Below are 22,733 nucleotides of genomic sequence, written 5' to 3'. Positions count from 1 at the left end.
TCGCATCCATGATGAAGCCAATACGAATCGATTGCAACTGCGAATTGCTATCGTTACTATGCTGACATCGACTAACACACCTGAAAGGCATTACGTCATGAAGAAGAGCATTCTTGCCTCCGCCCTGATCGGCCTCGGTCTTTCTGCCCTGCACGTCCATGCCGCCGACAGCGAGTTGAATCTCTACTCGGCGCGCCACTACCAGACGGATGAGGCGCTGTACTCGAACTTCACGAAGCAGACGGGGATAAAGATCAACCGCATCGAGGCGAAGGAAGACGAGCTGCTCGAACGCATCCGCAACGAAGGCGCGAACAGCCCCGCGGACGTCTTCATCACGGTCGACGCGTCGCGTCTCGAGAAAGCCGATGAAATGGGCATTTTCGCGCCGGTGAAATCCAAAGTGCTCGAAGAGCGGATCCCGGCCCACCTGCGCGCCGACGACTGGTACTCCTATTCGACGCGAGCCCGCCTGATCGTCTACAACAAGGACACCGTGAAGCCCGAGCAGGTCCAGACCTACGAAAGCCTCGGGGACCCGGCGCTGAAGGGCAAGGTATGCACGCGCTCGGGCAGCCACCCGTACAACATCTCGCTCGGCGCGGCGATGATCAATCACAACGGCGTCGAAGCCACCGAAAAATGGGCGCGGGACCTCGTCGCGAACTTCGCGCGCGCGCCGAAGGGCGGCGACACCGATCAGATCAAGGCGGTGGCGGCGGGCGAATGTGGCGTCGCGATCGCGAACAGCTACTACCTCGCGCGCCTGATGAATTCGACGAAGGAAGAGGACAAGGCCGTCGTCGCAAAGATCGGCGCGGTGTGGCCGAACCAGAAGACCTGGGGCACGCACATCAACGTGTCGGGCGCCGGCATGCTGAAGAACGCGCCGAACAAGGGCGCCGCGGTCAAGTTCCTCGAGTACCTCGCGTCCGACGACGCGCAGAAGTATTTCGCGAACGGCAACAACGAATGGCCGGTCGTCGAAAGCGTCAAGGTGTCGAACCCGGCGCTCGACAAGCTCGGCGATTTCAAGGCGGACACGCAGCCGATCGGCAGCCTGGCGAAGACCGCCGCCGAAGCCCAGCGCGTGTTCGACCGGGCCGGCTTCCGCTGATCCGCGCGGGCCGCGAACGACAAGCCGCCTTCGGGCGGCTTTTTTTCGTTTCGACGGCGTGCGACGGGTGCGGCAGCGGCAGGAGTACGGGTGAGACGGATTTCGCGCTACGGCCGCCACCCATGCAACGGTGGCGGAATATTGCGGCAGACACGTCGACACCCAGGAAGACCGGCCGCTCCGGCGCGCTGCGACGCGCGCTTATTGTTCAGCCGGCGGCTTCGGCGGACGCTTGCGGAATTTTCGTGTCGGCTTTCGCGGCTGCCCGTCTTCGGCGGGTTTCGCCTGGGCGGGGGCGGGCTTTGGCGCACCGGAAGGTCTCGGCGGACGATCGGCTCGCGGGCCGCGAGGCGGCTTGCGCTGCCCCCCGCCCGGCGCCTGCCCGGTGCGACGCACGACGGGATCCGGGGCGCCGGCACGGTTGCCGGGCGCGAGCGAGATTTCGAGTTCGTTGAGTTCGTCCCACTCGGCGTCGGTGCGCTGACTGTCCGGGATGGCCAGGAGCTCCTGCAGGCGACGACGCGGGGATATCGGTTGCGGGGAATTCATCGCGGCATTATCCCATTGTTCGGGCTTTTCCTGCCATCCGATCTGGCGGCTTAGCGGCCACGCGAAAAGACGCGCGGCGCGGTCGGATTTTTCAATTCGACAAACGACGCGTGACCCGGTGTTCGATCGACCCGGACGCGGCGACGTCGGTGGCGCCGGCCTCCTGCGCCTGCCTGAACGTGTCGCTGTCCATCTGCGCTCCGAAGGCGATGATGTCGACCTGGGGATGCGCCGCGCGCAACTCTCGGATCTGTTCAAACGCCCGGCTGTTGCCGAGGTCGATCACGATGCAATCGGGCACTTCGGTCGACTTCCTCTTCAACATCGTCACACCGACGGCCTTCCAGGCCGACTCGAGTCGCATCCGGGTCATCAGGTCGTGGCACCACAGCAGGATCTTCATGTCAGCTTTCCGATACTTGGATTTCCATCAGTTTAACCCGGCGCCGCCTACACATCGGCCTCTTCGTACGTTCTGCGTCGTCCGCGCACGATCTGGCTGGAAATCACGAACATCGGCAGGAGGCCGACCGCGACGATCGTCAGTGCGGCCGTCGAGGCTTCGGCGAGCCGCTCATCCGAGGCGAGCGTGTGCGCCTGGGTCGCGAGCGTGTCGAAATTGAACGGCCGGATCACGAGCGTCGCCGGCAGCTCCTTCATGACGTCGACGAAAACGAGCAGACCGGCGGTGAGCAGGCTGCCGCGCAAAATCGGCACGTGGACGCGCCGCAAGGTTCCCCAGGTGCCGAGACCGAGGCAGCGCGACGCGTCATCCATGCTCGACGTGATCTTGCCGAGGCTCGAGTCGACGGTGTGCAGCGCGACCGCGAGGAAACGGCTGAGGTACGCATAGACCAGCGCCGCGATGCCGCCGGTCAGGACCAGCCCCGGATTGACGCCGAACGCTTCCTGCCACAACGAAGCGATGTACGCGTCGAGCCGGGTCACGGGAATCAGCACGCCGACCGCGATGACCGACCCCGGCACCGCGTAGCCGAGTCCGACCACGCGATTGAGCGCCGGGGGCAGCCGCGAGCGCGCGAGGCGAGCCGCATACGCGAGGATCACGGCGAGCGCCACCGCCAGCACCGCGGTGACCGACGCGAGCACGAAGCTGTTTCGCGCGAGATCGACAAAGCGCCCGCCGAACTGCGCGTCGCCCTCGCTGAACGCCATGTCGAGCAACAGGCCGGCCGGCAGCAGGAATCCCAGCAGCAGCGGCATGAAGCACGCGAGCGCCGCGACGAGGCCGGCGGCCGGGGACAGCCGGATCCGCACAGGCTCGCGCTGCTGGCGCGACGTGTTGTTGAAACGCGCGCGGCCACGGCTCGCGTGTTCGAGCACGAGCACGATCACGACGAACGCGAGCAGCGCGGCCGACAACTGCGCCGCCGCGATCCGGTCGCCGAGCGAGAACCACGCGCGGTAGATGCCCGTCGTGAAGGTCTGGACGCCGAAATACGCGACGGTGCCGAAGTCGGCGAGCGTCTCCATCAGCGCGAGCGCGCTGCCGGCGACGAGCGCGGGCCGCGCGAGCGGCAGCGAGACCTTGAAGAAGCAGCGCCAGGGGCCGAGTCCGAGGGACCGCCCCGCTTCCAGCATCCCGCCGGCGCGCTCGAGGAAGGCGGTGCGCGCGAGCAGGTAGACGTACGGATAGAGCACGAACATGAACATCGCCGCGGCGCCGCCGACCGTGCGCACGTCCGGAAACCAGTAGTCGCCGGCGCGCCACCCGAATGTCTCCCGCAGCCAGTTCTGCACGGGCCCGACGAACTGGAGGAAATCCGTATAGACATAGGCCATCACGTAGGCCGGGACCGCGAGCGGGAGAACCAGCGCCCACTGGAAGAATCGCCGGCCGGGGAAGTCGAGCATCGTCGTGAGCCACGCGGTCGCGATGCCGATGCTCGACACGCCGAGCCCGACGCCGAGGCAGAGGATCACGGTGTTGCGAATGAACTCCGGCAAGACCGTGTCGGCGAGGTGCTCCCACGTGCCCGACGTACCGCCGACAAAAACGTTCGAGAACACCGAGATCACCGGCATCGCGATCAATACGGCGATCACCAGTGCGCCGAACGTCAACGACGACCCGTCGCGCCCGAGCGGGTGCGTCCCCCCTTTTAGTTTCATCTCACTCCCGGTATTACGTGCCGCCGGACCCCTTCCGCGCGGCAAGGCGTGCAAATTATAATTGATCGCATTTGGATTGCCCGGGTGCAATAATCGGTCTCTCCGAATACGTCCGCACCGACTCGTCATGTCCCTTCTCGAACTCGTCGACATCGATCTCGCATTCGGCAGCAATCGCGTCGTGCGCAAGCTCTCGCTGCGCCTCGAGGACGGCGCGATCGGCTGCCTGCTCGGCCCCTCGGGCTGCGGAAAAACGACGGTCCTGCGCTGCATCGCCGGCTTCGAGCCGGTCGCCGCCGGCGAGATCCGGCTCGACGGCCAGGTCGTAAGCGGCCACGGCCATCATCTGCCGCCGGAGCGGCGCCGGATCGGGATGGTGTTCCAGGATTACGCACTGTTTCCGCACCTGTCGGTCACCGAAAATATCGGCTTCGGCCTGCGCGGGCTGAATGCGACGCAAAGGCGCGAACGCGTTGCCGAACTGCTCCGTATCGTCGGCCTCGCCGACCAGGGCCAAAAGTACCCGCACGAGATGTCGGGCGGCCAGCAGCAGCGCGTCGCCCTCGCCCGCGCGCTCGCACCGCGTCCGCATCTGCTGCTGCTCGACGAGCCGTTCTCGAACCTCGACGTCGAACTGCGCGAGCGCCTGTCGCACGAGGTGCGCGACATCATCAAGGCCACGCGCACGACGGCGATTCTCGTCACGCACGATCAGAACGAAGCGTTCGCGGTCGCCGACGAGATCGGCATCATGAACGAAGGCCGGATCCAGCAATGGGATACGCCGTACAATCTCTACCATCGCCCCGCGAGCCGCTTCGTCGCAGATTTCATCGGACAGGGCGTGTTCCTGCCCGGGCACGTGGTGAACGACGAGCAGGTGGAGGTCGAACTCGGCAGGCTGAACAGCGCGATCCCGGCGGAGTGCGGAATCGGCTGCGGCGCTTGCGGCCGCATATGCAGCGTCGAGGTGCTGCTGCGGCCCGACGACGTCGTCCACGATGACGGGAGCGACCTGAAGGCCGAAGTCGTGCACAAGGCGTTCCGCGGCGCCGACATTCTCTATACGCTGCGGCTCGCGAGCGGTGCGCGCGTGCTGTCCCTGGTGCCGAGCCATCACAACCACGCGATCGGCGAGAAGATCGGAATTCGTCTCGACGTCGACCACGTCGTGACCTTCCACGAGGGCTCGGAAGACGCGGCGCACACGCAGCAGGTCCCGCGGCTCGCGCAACCGGCGCAATGATCCCGTGGCTCGACGGGCCGGCATTTCCGCCGGTCGAAAGCGCGCTGAGCGAGCCTAACGGCCTCCTTGCGGTCGGCGGCAACCTGTCTCCCGACTGGCTGCTCGCCGCGTACCGGCGCGGCATCTTCCCGTGGTATAGCGCCGACCAGCCGATCTTGTGGTGGAGCCCGGACCCGCGCCTCGTGCTGTGTCCGCCGAAGATGCGGATCAGCCGTTCCCTGCGCAGGACGCTCCGCCAGGGCCGCTTTGAAGTCCGCTTCGACACCGCTTTCCGCGCCGTCGTCGCGAGCTGCGCCGCGCCTCGCGGGACGGACCCCGGCACCTGGATCACCGCCGAAATGCAGGAGGCCTACCAGCGCCTGCACGAACTCGGATATGCGCACAGTGTCGAATCCTGGGCCGGCGACGAGCTGGTCGGGGGGCTGTACGGAATCGCCCTCGGTCGGGCATTCTTCGGTGAATCGATGTTCAGCCGCCGACCGGACGCATCGAAGGTCGCGTTGGCGCACCTCGCCAATCACCTGAAGCAGCAGGATTTCGCGGTGATCGACTGCCAGATGACGACTCCGCACCTGCTCTCGCTCGGCGCGGAGGAAATGAGCCGGCGCGAATTTTGCGCCGGCCTCGCCTCATGGACACGGGAAGACCGGCCGCCGCAGCGCTGGACACAGCCCAGTGGGCCGGAGGTCTTTTGAAATAAATGATGACGGACCGGCCATGCAAAAGGACTATCCCTACGCGCTGATCCAGTTTTACGCCACCGCGCCTTACGCCTGTTCGTACCTGCCGGACCGGGTCGCCCGGTCACAGGTCGCCACGCCCGGCCACCTGATCGACACCCCGGTCTACAGCGAGCTCGTCCGCAATGGTTTCCGCCGCAGCGGGATGTTCACCTACCGCCCGTACTGCGACCATTGTCGCGCCTGCGTGCCGGTGCGCGTTCCGGTCAATCGTTTCGAAGAGGACCGCAGCCAGCGACGCGCGTTGAACCAGCATCGCGACTTGCGCGCGAGCGAGCAGGAACTCGCGTACTCGGAAGAGCACTACGCGCTCTACCAGCGCTACCAGATGGCGCGCCACGCCGGCGGCGGCATGGATCAGGACAACCGCGAGCAGTATGCGCACTTCCTATTGCAGAGCCATGTCGACACCCGCCTCGTCGAATTCCGCGAGGACGGCGTGCTGCGCATGGTCAGCGTGATCGACCGCCTCACCGACGGGCTTTCGAGTGTCTACACCTTCTACGATCCCGACGCCGAACGCGCAAGCTTCGGCACCTACGGCATCCTGTGGCAGATCGAAGTTTGCCGGCGCATGCAGTTGCCCTACCTCTACCTCGGATACTGGATCAAGGAAAGCCGCAAGATGGCCTACAAGGTGCGCTTCCACCCGCTCGAAGGGCGGGTGCGCGGGGAATGGCGCGAGCTCGACCCGCTGAAGGACCGGGCATCGGAGTAACACGCCCGATTTGCCGGCTCGGCGAGAGGCTCCGGACGCCGGAACCGTGAAAACCCCGACGCGTCCCAGGTATTGAAGCGGTAAAATCCGGCGATGCTCTACGAAACCATCCGCCCGCTGCTGTTTTCGCTCGACCCGGAAACCGCCCACGAATTCTCCCTCGCGTCCCTCCACGTCCTCGGCCGTTTCCTTCCCGCCGGAAAACCCGCGGAGGCGGATCCGGTGCAACTCATGGGGCTCACGTTTCCGAATCGCATCGGCCTGGCCGCCGGCCTCGACAAGAACGGCGAAGCGATCGACGGACTCGCCCGCTTCGGCTTCGGCTTCATCGAGATCGGCACCGTCACGCCGCGTCCGCAGCCGGGCAATCCGCGCCCGCGGATGTTCCGCCTGCCCGAAGTGCGGGGCATCATCAACCGCATGGGCTTCAACAACCACGGCGTCGATGCGCTGGTTGCGAACGTGAAGGCGGCGAAATACCGCGGCATTCTCGGCATCAACATTGGCAAGAATTTCGATACGCCGATCGAGCGCGCCGCCGACGACTATCTCGCGTGCCTCGACAAGGTCTATCCGCTCGCGAGCTACGTCACGGTCAATATCTCCTCGCCGAACACGAAGAACTTGCGGCAACTGCAGGGCGAATCGGAGCTCGGCGACTTCCTCGGCCGGCTGAAGGCGCGTCAGCAGCAACTCGCGGACACGCACGGACGCTACGTGCCGCTGACGCTCAAAATCGCTCCCGACCTCGAACCGGAACAGGTGACGAACATCGCCGACACGCTTCGCCGCCATCGCATCGACGGCGTCATCGCGACGAACACGACGATCTCCCGCGAAAAGGTGCAGGGCATCCGTTACGCGGAACAACAGGGCGGGCTTTCCGGCGCGCCGGTGTTCGCGGCCTCGACCGCGGTCGTTACGCAACTCGCGCAGGCGCTCGCCGGCGAACTGCCGATCATCGCCGCCGGCGGAGTGCTCGACGGACGCGCGGCGAGAGCGAAGCTCGACGCGGGGGCCGGACTCGTGCAGGTCTATAGCGGACTCATCTACCGCGGCCCCGGACTGGTCGGGGAATGCGTCCGCGCGACGGCGGGTCACGGATATTCCGGTGCGGCAAGTCCGTCGGGCCCGGCCCGGACCGCCTGAAAGCCCCGGTCGTTCCGATCGGGAATAAGCCTATAACCGTTCCAGGGTTGAGCAACGGCGTCGCCGCGCGCGATAATCCCGCGATTCCCTCCGGTCGTGATCATGAGCAGTTACATATTCGTCGTCATCGGCGCAGTTCTGGTCAACAACGTCGTATTCGTCCGTATCCTCGGACTGTGCCCGTTCATGGGCGTGTCGAAGAAGCTCGAGACTGCGATCGGCATGGGCGCCGCGACGACCTTCGTGCTCACGCTCGCATCCGGCACCAGCTACCTGATCGACCACTACCTGCTGCAGCCGAACGATCTCGCGTATCTGCGCACGCTGTCGTTCATCGTCGTCATCGCGGCGATCGTGCAGCTCACCGAACTTGTCATCCAGAAGACGAGCCCGCTGCTGCACCAGGTGCTCGGCATCTACCTGCCGCTGATCACAACGAACTGCGCGGTGCTCGGCGTGCCGCTGCTGAACGTCGCCCTCGACCACAACCTGCTCGAGTCGCTGCTGTTCGGTTTCGGCTCGTCGATCGGCTTCACGCTCGCGCTGATTCTGTTCGCGGGCATCCGCGAGCGACTCGACGGCGCCGACGTCCCGGCGCCGTTCAAGGGCACCGCGATCGCGATGATCACCGCCGGATTCATGAGCCTCGCGTTCATGGGGTTCGCCGGCCTCGACCGGTTCCAGTAATTGCCGTCCCGCCTTCCGATTCCTGACATGGCACAAGGCACGAACGCGGCGCTTCGCCTACGCTGCCGCGTCCCGCAACCGGACATCCCACCATGTTGACCGCCCTCCTCGTCATGACCGGCATCGCCGTCGCGCTCGGCGCGGCACTCGGCTATGCCTCGATCCGCTTCAAGGTCGAAGGCGACCCGCTGGTCGAGAAGATCGACGCAATCCTGCCACAGACGCAATGCGGCCAGTGCGGCTACCCGGGCTGCAAACCCTACGCGCAGGCGATCTCGAACGGCGAGGCCGACATCAATCAGTGCCCGCCGGGCGGCGAGGAAGGCATTCGCAAGCTCGCGGACCTGCTCGGTCGCGAGTTCAAGCCGCTGTCCGAAGAGCACGGTGCGGAAAAAGCGAAGTCGGTGGCGGCCATCAACGAGCAGAGCTGCATCGGCTGCACGCTGTGCATCCAGGCCTGTCCCGTCGACGCCATCGTCGGCGCGGCCAAGCAGATGCACACCGTCGTCACGCCGCTATGCACCGGCTGCGAGCTCTGCGTCGCGCCATGTCCGGTGGATTGCATCACGATGGTCCCGCTCGCGGAAACCATCGAAACCTGGAAATGGAAATACCCGGTGCACGAACTGAGGTCCGCGGCATGATTGCCCGCCTGTTCAATTTCCGCGGCGGGGTGAAGCCGGAATCACACAAGAACGAGTCGTCGACGACGCCGATCGCGCCCGTCGTGCTGCCGCCGCGGCTCGTCATCCCATTGCGCCAGGGCGCCCGCTCCGCGGCGCGCTGCGTCGTCGAAGTCGGGCAGAAAGTGCGCAAGGGCGAGCGCATCGGCGAAGGCGAAGGCTTTCTGGGCACCGCAGTGCACGCCTCGACGTCGGGCACCATCATCGAGATCGCGCCGTACCCGATGGCGCACGCTTCCAGCCTCGACACGCTTTCGGTCGTCATCGAACCGGACGGCGCGGACGAGTGGATCGAGCACGGCCCGTTCGACCTCCGCTCGGTTCCCCGCGACGCGGTCCTGAAGTATCTACGCGACCAGGGCATCGTCGGGTTGGGGGGCGCGACCTTCCCGACGCACATCAAGCTCGGCAATGGCCGCGACATCGACACACTCGTCGTCAACGGCGCCGAATGCGAGCCCTGGATCACCTGCGACGACCGGCTGATGCGCGAGCGCGCGGCGGAAATCCTGTCCGGGGTGACGATCCTGCGCGAGCTGATCGGCGCCGCCCGCGTTCTCGTGGGCATCGAGGACAACAAGCCCGAAGCGATCGCCGCGATGCGCGAGAGCGCCGCGGCACTGTCCGAACCGATCGAGATCGTCCCCGTGCCGACGCTCTACCCGGCCGGTGGCGAAAAACAGCTGATCCGGGTGCTGACCGGCATCGAGATCGCGCACGGCAAACTCGGCACCGAATTCGGCGTGCAATGTTTCAACGTCGGCACCGCCTACGCGGTCCACCGCGCGATCCGGCACGGCGAACCGCTGATCTCCCGCGTCGTCACGCTGACGGGCAACGTCGAGCACCCCGGCAACCACGAAGTCCTGATCGGCACGCCGGTCGAATCGCTTCTACCGCTCGCCCGCCCGAAATCGGGCACGGACCGCTACCTGACGGGCGGGCCGATGATGGGTATCGCGCTCGGCAACCTGTCCGTGCCGACGACCAAAGGCAGCAACTGCGTCATCGCGGCGTCGCGGGCGCTGTTCCCGCCGCCGCCGCCGGAACTCCCGTGTATCCGTTGCGGCAGTTGCGCGCGCGCCTGCCCGGCGAGTCTGCAGCCCTTCGAGCTGTATTGGTTTTCGCGCGCGAAGAACTTCGGCAAGGCGCAGGAATATCACCTCTTCGACTGCATCGAATGCGGCTGCTGCGCCTTCGTCTGCCCGTCGCATATCCCGCTCGTCGATTACTTCCGTTTCTCGAAGAGCGAGATCTGGGCGCGCGAGCGTGAAGTGACGGCCGCCGACCAGGCGCGCGACCGCTTCGAGTTCCGCAACTTCCGCCAGGAGCGGGAAAAGGACGAAAAGGCGGCGAAGCTCGCGGCCAAGGCCGCCGAAACGCGGGCAAAGCTGTCCGACACGGCGGGAGGCGACGCCGTCGCGGATGAAGATCCGAAAAAGGCATTGATCGCCGCGGCCCTCGCGCGCGCGAAACAGCAGAAGGCCGCCGTGGCACAGGCGACCGCCGAGGCGCCCGGGGGCGACGCGCCCGCGACGACCGACGCGTCGCGCGAAAAGGCGAAACTCGAAGGCAGCGACGCGACATCCTGACATGATCCATTCCCCCTACATCCGCAAGCCGGCGAGCGTTCAGAGCGTCATGCTCGCCGTGCTGCTCGCCCTGCTTCCCGGCATTGCCGCCTACGTCTGGCAGGTCGCCGCAGTCGTCGTTGTCAATCTGCTGATCGCGACCGTCACCGCGCTCGCGGCCGAAGCGATGATGCTCGCGGCGCGCAAGCGGCCGATCGCGCCGGCGCTGTCGGACCTGTCCGCCGTCGTCACCGCGTGGCTCGTCGTGCTGTGCTTTCCGCCGATCCTGCCGTGGTGGGTCACCGTGCTTGGCGTGCTGATCGCGATCGTCGCGGTCAAGCATCTCTATGGCGGCCTCGGCCAGAATCCGTTCAATCCGGCGATGGTCGCGTACTGCGCGATGATCGTCGCGTTTCCGTCGCTGATGTCCCAATGGCCGCCGGCCGGGCAGCTCGACTTCCAGACGCAGCTCGACCTCGTCCTCGGCAGCGCGCGGCAGCTCGATGCGATCACCGGCGCGACCGCGCTGGATGCGCTGCGCACCGGCCTGCGCGGCGGGGGGGCGAGCGTCGAAACCGTGCTGCTGCAGCCCGACGCCTTCGGCGTGTTGGGCGGGCGCGGGTGGGAGTGGCTGCCGCTCGGCTACCTCGCGGGCGGCCTGTATCTGCTCGCGCGGCGCATCGTCACCTGGCACATGCCGGTCGCGTTCCTCGCGGCGCTGGCGCTGATCTCCGCGGTGTTCTGGCTCGCTAACCCGGCACAGTTCGCGCCGCCGTGGTTTCACCTCGCGACCGGCGGTGCGATGCTCGCCGCCTTCTTCATCGTCACCGATCCGATTTCGGGGGCGACGACGCCGCGCGGCAAGCTGATCTTCGCGGCCGGCATCGCGGTGATCGCCTACCTCATCCGCGTGTTCGGGGCATTTCCCGAAGGGATCGCGTTCGCGGTGCTGCTGATGAACATCTGCGTACCGGTGATCGACATGAAGACCCAGCCGCCGGTGTTCGGCCATCGTGGAGGACGTCCGTGACGAGCGCCCGCTACAGCGCCGCGCGCACTTCGCTGCGCACGGCCGGAATCATGGTGGTTTTCACGATCGCGTTCACCGCGCTGATGTCGCAGACCTACCGCATGACCCGCCCGCAGATCGAAGCATCGGCCCAGGACGAGAAAATGCGGCTGATCAACGACGTGCTCCCGCCCGGCACTTACGACAACGTGCTGCTCGACGACTTCGTCGCCGTCGGCCCGATCCCGCAACTCGGCCTCGACCAGGGCGCTCGCATCTATCGCGCCCGCCTCGCCGACGCCCCAGTGGCGCTGGTGCTGGAAGCGGCCGCGCCCGACGGCTATGCCGGAAAGATCCAGCTCGTGATCGCGGTGAACGCAGACGGGCGCCTCGGCGGCGTGCGCGTGACCGGCCACAAGGAAACGCCGGGACTCGGCGACTACATCGATCCGAAGAAGGACCGCAACAAGAGTCAGCCCTGGATCGACCAGTTCACCGGCGTTTCGCTCGCCGACGTGGGGCCGGCACAATGGAAGGTCAAGCGCGACAGCGGCCTATTCGGTTACCGCGTCGGCGCGACGATCAGCGCGCGGGCAGTGACGAACGCTACGGGCCGTGCCCTCGAGTACGCAACGGCGAACCGCGACGCGTTGTTCGGTGCGCCGAACGGCGGCCGGATCTGACGGAAGAACCAGCAGATGAATCTCCGGACCTTTCGCGAGACCGCCTGGAACGGCCTCTGGAAGCAGAACACGGGCCTCGTGCAGCTGCTCGGCCTGTGCCCGATCCTAGCGGTCAGCACCAGCGTGGTCAATGCCGTGAGCCTCGGCCTTGCCACCGTCGTCGTCATGGCGGTGTCGAGCTTCGCGGTCGCGTCGTTGCGCAACTTCATTCCGTACGAAATCCGCATTCCGGTGTTCGTCCTGATCATCGCCGCGCTGACGACCGTCGTGGACCTCGCGTTCAACGCGTATCTCCACGACCTCTACCTCGTGCTCGGGATCTTCATTCCGCTGATCGTCACGAACTGCATCGTGCTCGCGCGCGTCGAGGCCTACGCGGCGAAGAACGACCCCGTTTCGTCGACGGTAGACGGCGTCATGATGGGCCTCGGGCTCGTCTGCGTGCTCGCGGTGCTCGGCGGCATTCGCGAACTGGTCGGCAACGGCACGCTCCTTTCGGGCATCGAGATGATCGTTCCGGGGACGTCCCCGATCCTCGTTTTCGATGAAGACTATCCCGGCTTTCTGCTAGGCATCCTGCCGCCCGGCGCCTTCTTCGCGCTCGGGTGCCTGATCGCGCTGTCGAATTGGCTGCGCAGCCGCGCCGGCGCCCGCAAGGCGGCCCGCCCGGCCGCCGCCGACGAGCCCGCGGCCGCTTCCGCGCAGCCCTGACCGGTCGGAATGAAGCGCGACGCGATCCGCGAATTCTTCCGACGGCTGGCCGAAGCGAACCCCGAACCGTCCACCGAGCTCGAATACGCGACGCCGTTCCAGTTGCTCGTCGCCGTCGTGCTGTCCGCGCAGGCGACCGACAAGAGCGTGAATCTCGCGACGCGCGGACTTTTCGCGGCCGCGCCGACCCCCGAGGCGATGCTGACGCTCGGCGAAGAAGGGGTCGCCGCGCACATCCGGACGATCGGCCTGTATCGCAACAAGGCCAGGAACACCGTCGCGTTGTCACGCCTGTTGCTGGAACGTCACGGCGGCGAAGTCCCGCGCAGCCGCCCGGCACTCGAAGCGCTGCCCGGCGTCGGGCGGAAAACGGCGAACGTCGTGCTGAACACGGTGTTCGGAGAACCCGTGATGGCGGTCGATACGCATATTTTCCGCGTCGCGAATCGCACCGGGCTGGCGCCGGGCAAGGACGTGCTCGCCGTCGAAAACGCGCTGATGCGCCGGGTGCCGAAGGAATACCTGAAGAACGCCCACCACTGGCTGATTCTGCACGGCCGCTACGTATGCGTCGCGCGCAAGCCGAAATGCGGCGAGTGTCGCGTGTTCGATCTGTGCGAATACCGCGACAAGACCGCCTAACTGGGAAGCTCGAATGTTCAACCCCTCACGCGACGAAGTCCGCAGCTTCTTCATCGGAAGCTGGCGCAAATACCGGGAAAAGGAAGTGCTCACGCCGCTCGAGCACATCGCTGCCGATCTCGTGCTGCAACACCCCGAATATCAGACGCTGCTCGAAGATCCCGACTCGGTCGACCGCGACTTCCTGCCCGACGCCGGGCAGGTCAATCCGTTCCTGCACCTGTCGCTGCATCTCGCGATTGAGGAGCAGCTTTCGATCGACCAGCCTCCGGGACTGCGAGCTGCGTTCGAGGCATCGCAGAACCGCCACGGCAATCGGCACGACGCGCTGCACGACGTGCTCGAATGCCTCGGCGAAACCCTGTTCGACGCGCAGCGGAACAACGCCGCGCCGGACGGCGCGGCGTACGTCGCGTGCGTGATGCGGCGGGCGCGCTCCAGCTAGGCGCTGCAAGCCGGTCCCTCGCGCGCCGCCGAAGCGGCCGCCGCGGCCGAACCCTGCCGGCGGCCGGCGAACTCAGCGTTTCTGGTACAACCCTTTCTGGCTCGCGAAGTATGCGGCGAGATCGCCGAGGTCGGCCGGCGTGAGGTTCTCGACCTGCGCCGTCATGATCGGGTTCTTCCGCTTGCCCGCCTTGTAGTCGAGCAAGGCCTGGTACAGGTACTCCTCGTACTGGCCGCCGATCCGGGGGAATTCGGGAGACGGACTGTTGCCGTCCGGTCCGTGGCAGGCCGCGCACACGGTCGACTTTTCCTTGCCGGCAGCCGGATCGCCTCCGACCGCCGGAAACGCCGCGACCGAGAGAAGCGCGAGCGCCGCGCCGGCGGTTTTTTTGCGCATCGTCATTTCACCGCCTCCGCTGCTGCAGCCTTCGAACTGTAATAGGCCGCGAGATCGGCCATGTCCTGGTCGGAGAGACTCGTCGCGATGGCCCGCATCGACGGGTGGCTGCGCTCACCGTCGCGGTAGGCCTGCAGCGCACGGACGATGTACGCGGCGTGCTGGCCACCGAGCTTCGGCACGGGATACACCTCGGGGAACGACGTCCGGTAGCCGGGAATGCCATGGCAGCCGATGCACATCGACGTCTTGTTCCTCGCGGCCTGCGCATCGCCTTCGAGTGCGAACGCAGAAGGCCCGGACAACACAAGACAGGCGGCGATCAGGAAATGGCGTCGCAGCATGTTGTCTCCTCGGTTCGTTTTTTATGCGGCCGGACAACGGCGAAAAATTCTACGTGCCGCCAACCGGGTTGCAAATACCGTCGATTCTTCGCGAAACTCCGTAAAAGTACGGATTCGAAAGGCTGCCGCAGCACAGGCTAGCCCTATAATCGTTCAAGCTTAATCAGAGGATTCCCCGATGCGTTTCGAAGGTTCCGAGGACTACGTCGCCACCCCCGACCTGATGCTCGCGGTCAATGCCGCGATCAAATTGCAGCGCCCCTTGCTGATCAAGGGCGAACCCGGCACCGGCAAGACGATGCTGGCTGAAGAAGTCGCCGCCGCTCTCGGCGTGCCGCTGTTGCAGTGGCACATCAAGTCGACGACGAAAGCACAGCAAGGTTTGTACGAATACGATGCGGTGTCGCGCCTGCGCGACTCGCAGCTCGGTGACGATCGCGTCAAGGACATCGCGAATTACATCGTCAAGGGCGTGCTGTGGCAGGCGTTCGACGCCGAGACGCCGACGGTCGTGCTGATCGACGAGATCGACAAGGCCGACATCGAATTCCCGAACGACTTGCTGCGCGAGCTCGACCGCATGGAGTTCCACGTCTACGAGACGCGCGAGACGGTGTGCGCGCGTCATCGGCCGATCGTGTTCATCACGTCGAACAACGAAAAGGAGTTGCCGGACGCGTTCCTGCGCCGCTGCTTCTTCCACTACATCCGCTTCCCCGACCGCGACACGATGCAGCGCATCGTCGACGTGCATTTCCCGTCGATCAAGCGCGACCTGCTGCGCGAGGCGCTCGAAGTGTTCTTCGGCCTGCGCGACGTGCCGGGGCTGAAGAAGAAGCCGTCGACGTCCGAGCTCATCGACTGGCTGAAACTCCTCGTCGCCGAGGACATTCCGGCCGAAGCACTGCGCTCGAAGGACAATGAGGTCGCGGTGCCGCCGCTCGCCGGCGCGCTCCTGAAGAACGAGCAGGACCTGCATCTGTTCGAACGTCTCGTGTTCATGGCGCGCCACAATCGCTGAGCGCGCGATGTTTTTGGACGTAATCGCGCCGTTTCTCGGCGGCCTGTTCCGCAAACCGGCAAACCCCGCGGGAAATCGCACGCACTTCGAGATGCTCGAGCGCCCTGCGCCGGAGCCCGACTGCGGGCTCGCGTCGGCCCATGCCCCGCAGCCCGAAGGGTTCGTCTATCGCGAGGCCGTCCTCGGTGCGGACCAGCGCGTCGCCGGCCATCAGTTCATGCTGAGCGAAGCCACGCGCAGCCGCATCTGCACCCGAAACCGGCGCATTCATCACGTCTACGCCGAAGTCCTGGTTCGCAACGTCGCTCGAATCGACCTTGCGCGCCTGCTCGGTCATCGCAAGGCGCTTCTCGACGTGCCGGACTCCTTTCTCGGTCACACGTCGATCGCGTCGCTTCCGCCGGGAAACACCGTGCTGGTCGTCACGAGGCTCGATGACGAGGGCGCTCCCGCGGCTGCCGACTTGCTCGCCGCGGTCCGAAACCTTCGTGAATCCGGTTACGGCGTCGCCGTCGCGTGCTCGGACCTGCTCGGCGCGCTCTCCTTCCTGCAGCCCGAGGTCGACTACGCGACGCTCGCAGCCGAGGCCCCGGACCCGACGCGGCAGAAGAACGACGTCGAACGCTTGCGACAGGCCGGCTCGGAAGCCATGTTGATCGCCCGCGGCCTTCCGAGTCAGGACGATTTCCAGCTCTGCCGAAGCTTGGGCGCCGAGCTGTTCCAGGGGCCGTTCATCACGAGGCGCGAAGACTGGCACGGCAACAAGCTCGGGCCGAACACCGCGAAAATCGCCGAGTTGCTCGCGCGCCTGCGCCGCGACGCGGATACCGCCGAACTTGTCGCACTGCTGAAGCAGGATGGCGCACTGTTGCTGCGGATGATGCGGTACATGAATTCGGCGGCGATCGGCATGCACGGTGACCTCTCGTCGATCGAGCGCGCGGTGATGCAACTCGGGCGCGACCGGCTCTACCGCTGGTTGTTGCTGCTGATGTACGGCGCCGATAAGGCGTCCGCGCGGTCCGCGGCCGTCCTCGAGAATGCCCTCGTGCGCGCGCGCCTGATGGAACTCCTCGGCGAAGGGCGTCCCGCGACGGAGCACGACGCGCTGTTCCTCGTGGGTCTGCTGTCACTCGTGGACGTCGCGCTGGAGGTGCCGATGACCGAGGCGATGGCTTCGATCGCGTCGGCCCCGGAAGTCGAGGCAGCGGTGCTGCACGGCGAAGGACCGCTCGGCAACCTTCTGGCGCTCGTGATCGGATGCGAAACCGGCGATCCGCGCACGCTTGACGAACTCGCCGAGCGCTGCGACATCACGCCGGCGATCGCGAACCGACGCCACCTCGAAGCCTTCGCGTGGGCACTCGAAGTCACCGCCGCGCCCGCTGCGCGCCATGGAGAGGGACGATGCTGATCGATTTTTTCCTGCACTTGAAGGCGAGCAAGCTCAAGGTGTCGACCTCCGAGTTCCTGACCCTCCTCGAAGGCCTGCGGGACGGCGTCTGCGGGCATTCGATGGAGGACTTCTATTTCTACGCGCGCACCTGCCTCGTCAAGGACGAGTCGTTTTATGACCGCTTTGACGCCGCCTTCGGCGCCTATTTCAAGGGCGTCACCGAAATCCCGGGGCTCGAAACCGAGCTGCCCGAGGAGTGGCTGCGGGCGATGATGAAGCGCCACCTGTCGCCGGAGGACAAGGCAAAGCTCGAGAAACTCGGCTGGGACAAGCTGATGGAAGAATTCCGCAAGCGTCTCGACGAGCAGAAGGAGCGCCACCAGGGCGGTTCGAAATGGATCGGCACAGGCGGAAAGTCGCCGTTCGGCAACGGCGGCTACCATCCCGAGGGCATTCGCGTCGGCGGCGAGTCGGCGGGCAACCGGACCGCGATCAAGGTGTGGGAGAAGCGCGAATACCGCAACCTCGACGATTCGGTCGAACTCGGCACGCGCAACATCAAGGTCGCGCTGCGGCGGCTACGGCGCTTCGCGCGCGAAGGCGCGGCGGACGAACTCGACCTCGACGGGACGATCGCCGCGACCGCACGCAACGCGGGGTGGCTCGACCTGATGATGCGTCCCGAGCGCCACAATGCGGTGAAAGTGTTGCTGTTCCTCGACGTCGGCGGCTCGATGGACGACCACGTGAAGGTCTGCGAGGAGCTGTTCTCGGCGTGTCGCGGCGAGTTCAAGCACCTCGAGTATTTCTATTTCCACAACTGCGTCTATGAGCGGGTGTGGCGCGACAGCCACCGTCGTCACGCCGAGAACATCCCGGTGGTCGACCTGATCCACCGGTACGGCCCGGACTACAAGTTGATTTTCGTTGGCGACGCGACGATGAGCCCCTACGAGATCCTGCACCAGCACGGCTCGATAGAACACATGAACGCCGAACCGGGCGCGGCCTGGATTCGCCGCCTGCTCGACGCCTGGCCTGCCGCAGCCTGGCTCAATCCCGAGCCCGAACGCTTGTGGCCCTACCGCAGATCGATCGAAATCCTGCAGCAGATCATGGGCGGGCGGATGTATCCGATGACGCTCGGGGGGCTGGAACGGGCGATGCAGCAGCTGTCGAAGAAACAGTAAAAAAGAAGCGGCCCGGAGGCCGCTTTCAAACTGCTGTCCGCACCTGTTGCGGGATACGGTCGCCGGATAGACCGCCGGCGCCGTGTGCTATTCGGTGAAGGGCAGAGGCTGCATGCCGAAGCCTTCATCCAGGTCCTTGATCTGTCGCAGCAGTACGTCGAGTTCGCGTTGCAGGCGCATCAGCGCCTCTTCGTCCAGAAGGCGCAAGGCTTCCGGCAAGACGCCACGCGCCGGCGACGGCGAACGCTTCAGGAGATCGCTGCCGGCATCGGTGAGATACAGACGCACGACGCGCTGATCGACACTCGTGCGTTCCTTGCGGATCAGCTTGGCCGACTCGAGCTTGTCCACCATGTTCGACGCGGTCGACTGGTGCAGCGCCATCCTTCCAGCCAGCTCCCCGACGCGCAGACCCGAAACCTCCTTCAGCTCCTGCAGCGCCCACAGCTGGGCACCCGTCACGCCACTTTGCCGCTCGATCCACTGCGAGTGTCGCTGGGCCGTGCGAATGAGCACCCGAAAACGCTGCAAGACCGACAGCGGCGAAACGGATGGCTTGCGTTCCGACGATTTTGCCAAGGCCGAGGACTGCTCTTGCGACATGAATCATGGGCTCCAACTATATTTGCAGAGAAAATATTTGTAAAAAACGTAAACACGTTGCCGTGTGCACGCGTATCGTAGCGCAACGCCGCGACGGGCGTACGGCATTCGGGGTATGCGGGAGTACATGCTGGGGTCGTCCGCGACCCGGCGCCCCGTCCCGGTCGTCTGATAAGACGGCGCCGGTCACCGACAGTTCGTTGAACCTCTCCAGCCCGAACATCGTGCAACGCGATTCGATTCGAGACAGCGAAACCCTCCCTGAGCGCGCGCTCCGACGGTTCGCGCGCGGCGGCCGCCGCTACGCGATGCCCTGGCTCTCGATCCGGCGCTGGCGCCGGCGAATACTGCTCGTCGGCACCGCGCTGCTGGCCGGATTCATCGCGATCGTCTTCGCGATCGGCGCCGAAATCGTGATCGACACTCACCGCAGCATGATGCAAGTCTCTCCGTGGCTTTCGCTGCTGATCGCCCCCGCCGGGTTCGCGTTCCTCGCGTGGATCGCGCAGCGCTTCTTCCCGGGGACGCAGGGCAGCGGAATTCCGCAGGCGATCGCCGCCTCCCTCGTCGACGACCCGCGCGTCCGGCATAAGCTGCTGTCGCTGCGGCTCGCAATCGCGAAGGTCGTACTGACTCTCGGCGGCCTTCTCGCGGGGGGATCGGTCGGCCGCGAGGGGCCGACGGTGCAGGTCGGCGCGTCGGTCATGCACATGCTGGCCGGGCGAAAGACGAGGTGGATTGCGTCGAGCCGCGACCTGATCGTCGCCGGCAGCGGCGCCGGAATCGCCGCGGCGTTCAACACGCCGCTCGGGGGCATCATGTTCGCGATCGAGGAGATGTGCCGGCATCGCCCGTTTCGCGCGAACAGCACGACGCTGATCGCGGTGATCTTCGCGGGCCTGATGTCGCTCGGCGTGCTCGGCAACTACACCTACTTCGGCCGCACGCCCTCTTCGCTGACGTGGCCCGCCGGTCTGTGGCCGCTGCTGATGTGCGGCGCGGCGGGCGGCGTGCTCGGCGGGCTCTTCAGCCGCTTGCTGATCGCATCGTCGCGCGGCCTGCCTGGCAGCATCGGCCAGTTCGCCCGTGTCCGGCCGATCGCGTTCGCCGCCGCATGCGGACTCGGCACCGCGCTCGTCGGCCTCGCGACCGGGGGGCTCACCTACGGCACCGGCTATGCGGAGTCGAAGGCGGCACTCGAAGGTGTGGCCGACCTGCCGGCGTATTTCCTGATCGCGAAGATGCTGGTGATCTGGCTCGCGTTCCTCAGCCGGATTCCCGCCGGCATCTTCGCGCCGGCTCTCGCGGTCGGCGCCGGCCTCGGTGCGGATCTCGCGCTGATTCTGCCCGGCGAGCAGAGTTCCACGATCCTCGTGCTCGGGATGGTCGCCTTCCTCGCCGGCATGACGCAGACGCCGATCACGTCGTTCGTCATCGTCATGGAGATGACGGCGAACCACGAGATGCTGCTGCCGCTGATGGCGACGGCCGTCGTCGCGCACGGTTTCTCGAAATCGGTCGCGCCGATCCCGCTTTACCACGCGCTCTCCTTCGCGGCGCTGCGCCACGCCGAATCGCAGGCCCGCGACGAAAGCCCCCGGCCTCCGCCGCGCGCGGTGGCGCCCGAGAGATAAAAAAAACGCCAGGCACCGAGGCCTGGCGTCATCGTCGGATGGCCGGGCTACGCGTCAGCTCGCGTTCGCCGCTCCCCCGCTCATCGCCATCATCAGCTGGTTGATGCGCTTGACGAAGGTCGCCGGGTCGTCGAGCGTGCCGCCTTCGGCGAGCAAGGCCTGGTCGAACAGCACCGAGGCCCAGTCGTCGAACTGCTTGTCCTCGTACTTCAGGCGCATCACCGCGGGATGCTGCGGGTTGATCTCGAGGATCGGTTTCGACGCCGGCGCGTTCTGTCCCGCGGCCTTCAGGATGCGCGCGAGGTTCATCCCCATGTCGTGCTCGTCGGCGACGAGGCAGGCGGGCGAGTCGGTCAGGCGGTGCGTGACGCGCACTTCCTTAACCCGCTCGCCGAGGCTCGTCTTCATCTTCTCGAGCAGTTCCTTGTACTCGTCGGCGGCCTGCTCGGCTTCCTTCTTCTCGGCTTCGTCCTCGAGGCTGCCCAGATCCAGGCCGCCCTTCGCGACCGAGACGAGCGGCTTGCCGTCGAACTCCGTCAGGTTGCCGATCACCCATTCGTCGACGCGGTCCGAGAGCAGCAGCACTTCGATGCCCTTCTTGCGGAAGATCTCGAGGTGCGGGCTGTTCTTCGCGGCGTTGAAGGATTCCGCGGTGACGAAGTAGATCTTGTTCTGGCCTTCCTTGATGCGGCCGATGTAATCGGCGAGCGACACCGTCTCGCCCGGCGTGTCGTCATGCGTCGAGGCGAAGCGCAGCAGGCCGGCGATCTTCTCCTTGTTCGCGAAGTCCTCGCCGACGCCTTCCTTCAGCACCTTGCCGAACTCCTCCCAGAAGGTCGCGTACTTTTCGCGTTCGGCCGCGTCCTCGCTCGTCGCGAGGTCTTCGAGCAGGCCGAGCACCTTCTTCGTGCAGCCGGCGCGGATCGTGTCGATGTCCTTGCTTTCCTGCAGGATCTCGCGCGATACGTTGAGCGGCAGGTCGGCCGAATCGACGACGCCACGCACGAAGCGCAGGTAGGTGGGCATCAGCTTCTCGGCGTCGTCCATGATGAAGACGCGCTTCACATACAGCTTGATGCCATGGCGTGCATTCCGGTCCCACATGTCGAACGGCGCGTGCGACGGGATGTAGAGGAGCTGCGTGTATTCGTGGCGGCCTTCCACTCGCGCGTGCGACCACGCGAGCGGCTCGTCGAAGTCGTGGCCGACGTGCTTGTAGAACGCCTTGTACTCGTCCTCGGTGATGTCGTTGCGGGCGCGCGTCCACAGTGCGTTCGCCTGGTTGACGGTCTCGTCCTCGTCGGTCGTGACCTGCTCGTTCTTGTCCTTATCCCACTCCTCCTTCTTCATCAGGATCGGCTGGACGATGTGGTCGGAGTACTTGCGGATCAGGCCACGCAGCTTCCAGCCGGACAACAGGTCGTCCTGGCCTTCGCGCAGGTGCAGCGTGATCTCGGTGCCGCGGCCGGCCTTCTCGACCGGCTCGACGGTGTATTCGCCCGCGGCCTCGCCGACCATCGAACATTCCCACTTCACGCCTTCGGCGGCCGGCAGCCCGGCGCGGCGCGTCACGACCGTGACCTTGTCGGCGACGATGAAGGCCGAATAGAAACCGACGCCGAACTGGCCGATCAGGTGCGCGTCCTTCTTCTGGTCGCCGGTGAGCTGAGAGAAGAACTCCTTCGTGCCGGACTTCGCAATCGTGCCGAGGTGCGCGACGGCCTCGTCGCGGCTCATGCCGATGCCGTTGTCAGCGACGGTGACGGTCTTCGCGTCCTTGTCGAACGACACGCGGATCGCGAGCTCACCGTCGCCTTCGAAGAGCTCGGGCTTGTCGAGCGCCTCGAAGCGCAGCTTGTCGCAGGCATCCGACGCGTTCGAGACCAGCTCGCGCAGGAAGATCTCGCGGTTCGAATATAGCGAGTGGATCATCAGGTGAAGCAGCTGCTTCACCTCGGCCTGGAAATTGAGGGTCTGGGCGCCGGCGGCGTGCTCATTCGTCATGGATGCAACTCCGTTTGCTGTTCAACTGGCCGCAAATGGGAGCGGCCGGGCCGGATTTCAAG

Annotated in this window: 23 protein-coding genes; 17 read left to right on the top strand and 6 right to left on the bottom strand. The window is 65.8% G+C overall.

What is annotated here, in order from left to right; translation table 11 throughout:
• The first annotated feature begins 97 nt into the window (after positions 1 to 97).
• Entirely contained in the window at positions 98 to 1,117 is a 1,020-nt protein-coding gene (locus tag V6M37_RS09190) for a Fe(3+) ABC transporter substrate-binding protein (protein WP_332672525.1), read from the top strand.
• A gap of 640 nt (positions 1,118 to 1,757) precedes the next feature.
• On the opposite strand, the gene V6M37_RS09185 is transcribed toward V6M37_RS09190, so the two are convergent.
• Positions 1,758 to 2,069 carry a hypothetical protein gene (locus tag V6M37_RS09185; RefSeq protein ID WP_332672523.1) on the bottom strand — a complete coding sequence of 104 codons (312 nt, stop codon included), beginning with the start codon at positions 2,067 to 2,069 and terminating at the stop codon, positions 1,758 to 1,760.
• A 47-nt stretch (positions 2,070 to 2,116) separates the two neighbouring features.
• Positions 2,117 to 3,799, bottom strand: a complete 1,683-nt coding sequence (locus tag V6M37_RS09180; protein ID WP_332672521.1) for an ABC transporter permease — start codon at positions 3,797 to 3,799, stop codon at positions 2,117 to 2,119.
• 127 nt (positions 3,800 to 3,926) lie between these two features.
• Between V6M37_RS09180 and V6M37_RS09175 the strand changes: the two genes are divergently transcribed.
• The 12 genes from V6M37_RS09175 to V6M37_RS09120 all read left to right on the top strand — a co-directional run bounded on the left by V6M37_RS09175 (position 3,927) and on the right by V6M37_RS09120 (position 14,083).
• Positions 3,927 to 5,045 carry an ABC transporter ATP-binding protein gene (locus V6M37_RS09175; protein WP_332672520.1) on the top strand — a complete coding sequence of 373 codons (1,119 nt, stop codon included), beginning with the start codon at positions 3,927 to 3,929 and terminating at the stop codon, positions 5,043 to 5,045.
• Positions 5,042 to 5,740 carry a leucyl/phenylalanyl-tRNA--protein transferase gene (gene aat / locus V6M37_RS09170; protein ID WP_332672518.1) on the top strand — a complete coding sequence of 233 codons (699 nt, stop codon included), beginning with the start codon at positions 5,042 to 5,044 and terminating at the stop codon, positions 5,738 to 5,740. Before V6M37_RS09175 ends, aat begins: the two co-directional genes overlap by 4 nt.
• A 22-nt stretch (positions 5,741 to 5,762) precedes the next feature.
• Positions 5,763 to 6,503: an arginyltransferase gene (locus V6M37_RS09165; RefSeq protein ID WP_332672516.1), complete on the top strand. Its 741-nt coding sequence runs from the start codon at positions 5,763 to 5,765 to the stop codon at positions 6,501 to 6,503.
• Between the two features lie 93 nt (positions 6,504 to 6,596).
• On the top strand, positions 6,597 to 7,652 hold the full coding sequence (locus V6M37_RS09160) for a quinone-dependent dihydroorotate dehydrogenase (protein ID WP_332672514.1): 1,056 nt from the start codon (positions 6,597 to 6,599) through the stop codon (positions 7,650 to 7,652).
• A 102-nt stretch (positions 7,653 to 7,754) separates the two neighbouring features.
• Positions 7,755 to 8,339 carry an electron transport complex subunit RsxA gene (rsxA, locus tag V6M37_RS09155; RefSeq protein ID WP_332672512.1) on the top strand — a complete coding sequence of 195 codons (585 nt, stop codon included), beginning with the start codon at positions 7,755 to 7,757 and terminating at the stop codon, positions 8,337 to 8,339.
• Between the two features lie 92 nt (positions 8,340 to 8,431).
• Positions 8,432 to 8,983 carry an electron transport complex subunit RsxB gene (gene rsxB / locus V6M37_RS09150; RefSeq protein ID WP_332672511.1) on the top strand — a complete coding sequence of 184 codons (552 nt, stop codon included), beginning with the start codon at positions 8,432 to 8,434 and terminating at the stop codon, positions 8,981 to 8,983.
• The gene (gene rsxC / locus V6M37_RS09145) at positions 8,980 to 10,614 is read left to right on the top strand and encodes an electron transport complex subunit RsxC (RefSeq protein ID WP_332672509.1); all 1,635 of its coding nucleotides are present in this window, start codon (positions 8,980 to 8,982) and stop codon (positions 10,612 to 10,614) included. Before rsxB ends, rsxC begins: the two co-directional genes overlap by 4 nt.
• A gap of 1 nt (position 10,615) precedes the next feature.
• Positions 10,616 to 11,623, top strand: coding sequence for an RnfABCDGE type electron transport complex subunit D (locus tag V6M37_RS09140; protein WP_332672507.1), 1,008 nt, complete (start codon positions 10,616 to 10,618; stop codon positions 11,621 to 11,623).
• A gap of 50 nt (positions 11,624 to 11,673) precedes the next feature.
• Entirely contained in the window at positions 11,674 to 12,285 is a 612-nt protein-coding gene (locus V6M37_RS09135; protein WP_332672550.1) for an RnfABCDGE type electron transport complex subunit G, read from the top strand.
• A gap of 15 nt (positions 12,286 to 12,300) precedes the next feature.
• The gene (locus V6M37_RS09130; RefSeq protein ID WP_332672505.1) at positions 12,301 to 12,996 is read left to right on the top strand and encodes an electron transport complex subunit E; all 696 of its coding nucleotides are present in this window, start codon (positions 12,301 to 12,303) and stop codon (positions 12,994 to 12,996) included.
• Between the two features lie 9 nt (positions 12,997 to 13,005).
• Complete coding sequence (nth, locus tag V6M37_RS09125) at positions 13,006 to 13,638, top strand: endonuclease III (RefSeq protein WP_332672503.1); 633 nt, start codon at positions 13,006 to 13,008, stop codon at positions 13,636 to 13,638.
• A 13-nt stretch (positions 13,639 to 13,651) separates the two neighbouring features.
• Positions 13,652 to 14,083, top strand: coding sequence for a DUF1841 family protein (locus V6M37_RS09120; RefSeq protein WP_332672501.1), 432 nt, complete (start codon positions 13,652 to 13,654; stop codon positions 14,081 to 14,083).
• A gap of 72 nt (positions 14,084 to 14,155) precedes the next feature.
• Here V6M37_RS09120 and V6M37_RS09115 read toward each other — a convergent pair whose 3' ends face one another.
• Positions 14,156 to 14,485: a c-type cytochrome gene (locus tag V6M37_RS09115; RefSeq protein ID WP_332672499.1), complete on the bottom strand. Its 330-nt coding sequence runs from the start codon at positions 14,483 to 14,485 to the stop codon at positions 14,156 to 14,158.
• Entirely contained in the window at positions 14,482 to 14,823 is a 342-nt protein-coding gene (locus V6M37_RS09110) for a c-type cytochrome (RefSeq protein WP_332672497.1), read from the bottom strand. Before V6M37_RS09110 ends, V6M37_RS09115 begins: the two co-directional genes overlap by 4 nt.
• 178 nt (positions 14,824 to 15,001) lie before the next feature.
• Here V6M37_RS09110 and V6M37_RS09105 point away from each other — a divergent pair, with 178 nt between their 5' ends.
• Genes V6M37_RS09105 through V6M37_RS09095 form a run of 3 tightly spaced genes read left to right on the top strand, consistent with a single transcriptional unit; the run spans position 15,002 to position 18,430 of the window.
• The gene (locus tag V6M37_RS09105) at positions 15,002 to 15,844 is read left to right on the top strand and encodes an AAA family ATPase (RefSeq protein ID WP_332672495.1); all 843 of its coding nucleotides are present in this window, start codon (positions 15,002 to 15,004) and stop codon (positions 15,842 to 15,844) included.
• A gap of 7 nt (positions 15,845 to 15,851) precedes the next feature.
• A complete protein-coding gene (locus V6M37_RS09100) occupies positions 15,852 to 17,258 on the top strand; it encodes an EAL and HDOD domain-containing protein (RefSeq protein ID WP_332672493.1) in 1,407 nt (468 codons plus the stop codon).
• Complete coding sequence (locus V6M37_RS09095) at positions 17,252 to 18,430, top strand: vWA domain-containing protein (RefSeq protein WP_332672492.1); 1,179 nt, start codon at positions 17,252 to 17,254, stop codon at positions 18,428 to 18,430. The genes V6M37_RS09100 and V6M37_RS09095 overlap by 7 nt, the downstream gene beginning before the upstream one ends.
• Positions 18,431 to 18,517: 87 nt before the next feature.
• Here the strand turns inward: V6M37_RS09095 and V6M37_RS09090 are convergent, their stop codons facing one another.
• The gene (locus tag V6M37_RS09090; RefSeq protein WP_332672489.1) at positions 18,518 to 19,033 is read right to left on the bottom strand and encodes a MarR family winged helix-turn-helix transcriptional regulator; all 516 of its coding nucleotides are present in this window, start codon (positions 19,031 to 19,033) and stop codon (positions 18,518 to 18,520) included.
• Between the two features lie 308 nt (positions 19,034 to 19,341).
• Here V6M37_RS09090 and V6M37_RS09085 point away from each other — a divergent pair, with 308 nt between their 5' ends.
• Positions 19,342 to 20,667, top strand: a complete 1,326-nt coding sequence (locus tag V6M37_RS09085; protein ID WP_332672487.1) for a chloride channel protein — start codon at positions 19,342 to 19,344, stop codon at positions 20,665 to 20,667.
• A 54-nt stretch (positions 20,668 to 20,721) separates the two neighbouring features.
• Here V6M37_RS09085 and htpG read toward each other — a convergent pair whose 3' ends face one another.
• Complete coding sequence (htpG, locus tag V6M37_RS09080) at positions 20,722 to 22,671, bottom strand: molecular chaperone HtpG (RefSeq protein ID WP_332672485.1); 1,950 nt, start codon at positions 22,669 to 22,671, stop codon at positions 20,722 to 20,724.
• Positions 22,672 to 22,733: the final 62 nt, after the last annotated feature.

This window comes from Aromatoleum sp. (genome assembly GCF_036675785.1).
GTDB lineage: Bacteria > Pseudomonadota > Gammaproteobacteria > Burkholderiales > Rhodocyclaceae > Aromatoleum.
Note: the sequence above shows the minus strand (reverse complement) of the source record. Positions and strands in the feature narration are given on the sequence as shown.

Bases quoted from the DNA above. Each gene is read 5' to 3' on its own strand.
- V6M37_RS09190 (WP_332672525.1), top strand. From the start codon at position 98: ATGAAGAAGAGCATTCTTGCCTCCGCCCTGATCGGCCTCGGTCTTTCT.
- V6M37_RS09185 (WP_332672523.1), bottom strand. From the start codon at position 2,069: ATGAAGATCCTGCTGTGGTGCCACGACCTGATGACCCGGATGCGACTC.
- V6M37_RS09180 (WP_332672521.1), bottom strand. From the start codon at position 3,799: ATGAAACTAAAAGGGGGGACGCACCCGCTCGGGCGCGACGGGTCGTCG.
- V6M37_RS09175 (WP_332672520.1), top strand. From the start codon at position 3,927: ATGTCCCTTCTCGAACTCGTCGACATCGATCTCGCATTCGGCAGCAAT.
- aat (WP_332672518.1), top strand. From the start codon at position 5,042: ATGATCCCGTGGCTCGACGGGCCGGCATTTCCGCCGGTCGAAAGCGCG.
- V6M37_RS09165 (WP_332672516.1), top strand. From the start codon at position 5,763: ATGCAAAAGGACTATCCCTACGCGCTGATCCAGTTTTACGCCACCGCG.
- V6M37_RS09160 (WP_332672514.1), top strand. From the start codon at position 6,597: ATGCTCTACGAAACCATCCGCCCGCTGCTGTTTTCGCTCGACCCGGAA.
- rsxA (WP_332672512.1), top strand. From the start codon at position 7,755: ATGAGCAGTTACATATTCGTCGTCATCGGCGCAGTTCTGGTCAACAAC.
- rsxB (WP_332672511.1), top strand. From the start codon at position 8,432: ATGTTGACCGCCCTCCTCGTCATGACCGGCATCGCCGTCGCGCTCGGC.
- rsxC (WP_332672509.1), top strand. From the start codon at position 8,980: ATGATTGCCCGCCTGTTCAATTTCCGCGGCGGGGTGAAGCCGGAATCA.
- V6M37_RS09140 (WP_332672507.1), top strand. From the start codon at position 10,616: ATGATCCATTCCCCCTACATCCGCAAGCCGGCGAGCGTTCAGAGCGTC.
- V6M37_RS09135 (WP_332672550.1), top strand. From the start codon at position 11,674: ATGGTGGTTTTCACGATCGCGTTCACCGCGCTGATGTCGCAGACCTAC.
- V6M37_RS09130 (WP_332672505.1), top strand. From the start codon at position 12,301: ATGAATCTCCGGACCTTTCGCGAGACCGCCTGGAACGGCCTCTGGAAG.
- nth (WP_332672503.1), top strand. From the start codon at position 13,006: ATGAAGCGCGACGCGATCCGCGAATTCTTCCGACGGCTGGCCGAAGCG.
- V6M37_RS09120 (WP_332672501.1), top strand. From the start codon at position 13,652: ATGTTCAACCCCTCACGCGACGAAGTCCGCAGCTTCTTCATCGGAAGC.
- V6M37_RS09115 (WP_332672499.1), bottom strand. From the start codon at position 14,485: ATGACGATGCGCAAAAAAACCGCCGGCGCGGCGCTCGCGCTTCTCTCG.
- V6M37_RS09110 (WP_332672497.1), bottom strand. From the start codon at position 14,823: ATGCTGCGACGCCATTTCCTGATCGCCGCCTGTCTTGTGTTGTCCGGG.
- V6M37_RS09105 (WP_332672495.1), top strand. From the start codon at position 15,002: ATGCGTTTCGAAGGTTCCGAGGACTACGTCGCCACCCCCGACCTGATG.
- V6M37_RS09100 (WP_332672493.1), top strand. From the start codon at position 15,852: ATGTTTTTGGACGTAATCGCGCCGTTTCTCGGCGGCCTGTTCCGCAAA.
- V6M37_RS09095 (WP_332672492.1), top strand. From the start codon at position 17,252: ATGCTGATCGATTTTTTCCTGCACTTGAAGGCGAGCAAGCTCAAGGTG.
- V6M37_RS09090 (WP_332672489.1), bottom strand. From the start codon at position 19,033: ATGTCGCAAGAGCAGTCCTCGGCCTTGGCAAAATCGTCGGAACGCAAG.
- V6M37_RS09085 (WP_332672487.1), top strand. From the start codon at position 19,342: ATGCCCTGGCTCTCGATCCGGCGCTGGCGCCGGCGAATACTGCTCGTC.
- htpG (WP_332672485.1), bottom strand. From the start codon at position 22,671: ATGACGAATGAGCACGCCGCCGGCGCCCAGACCCTCAATTTCCAGGCC.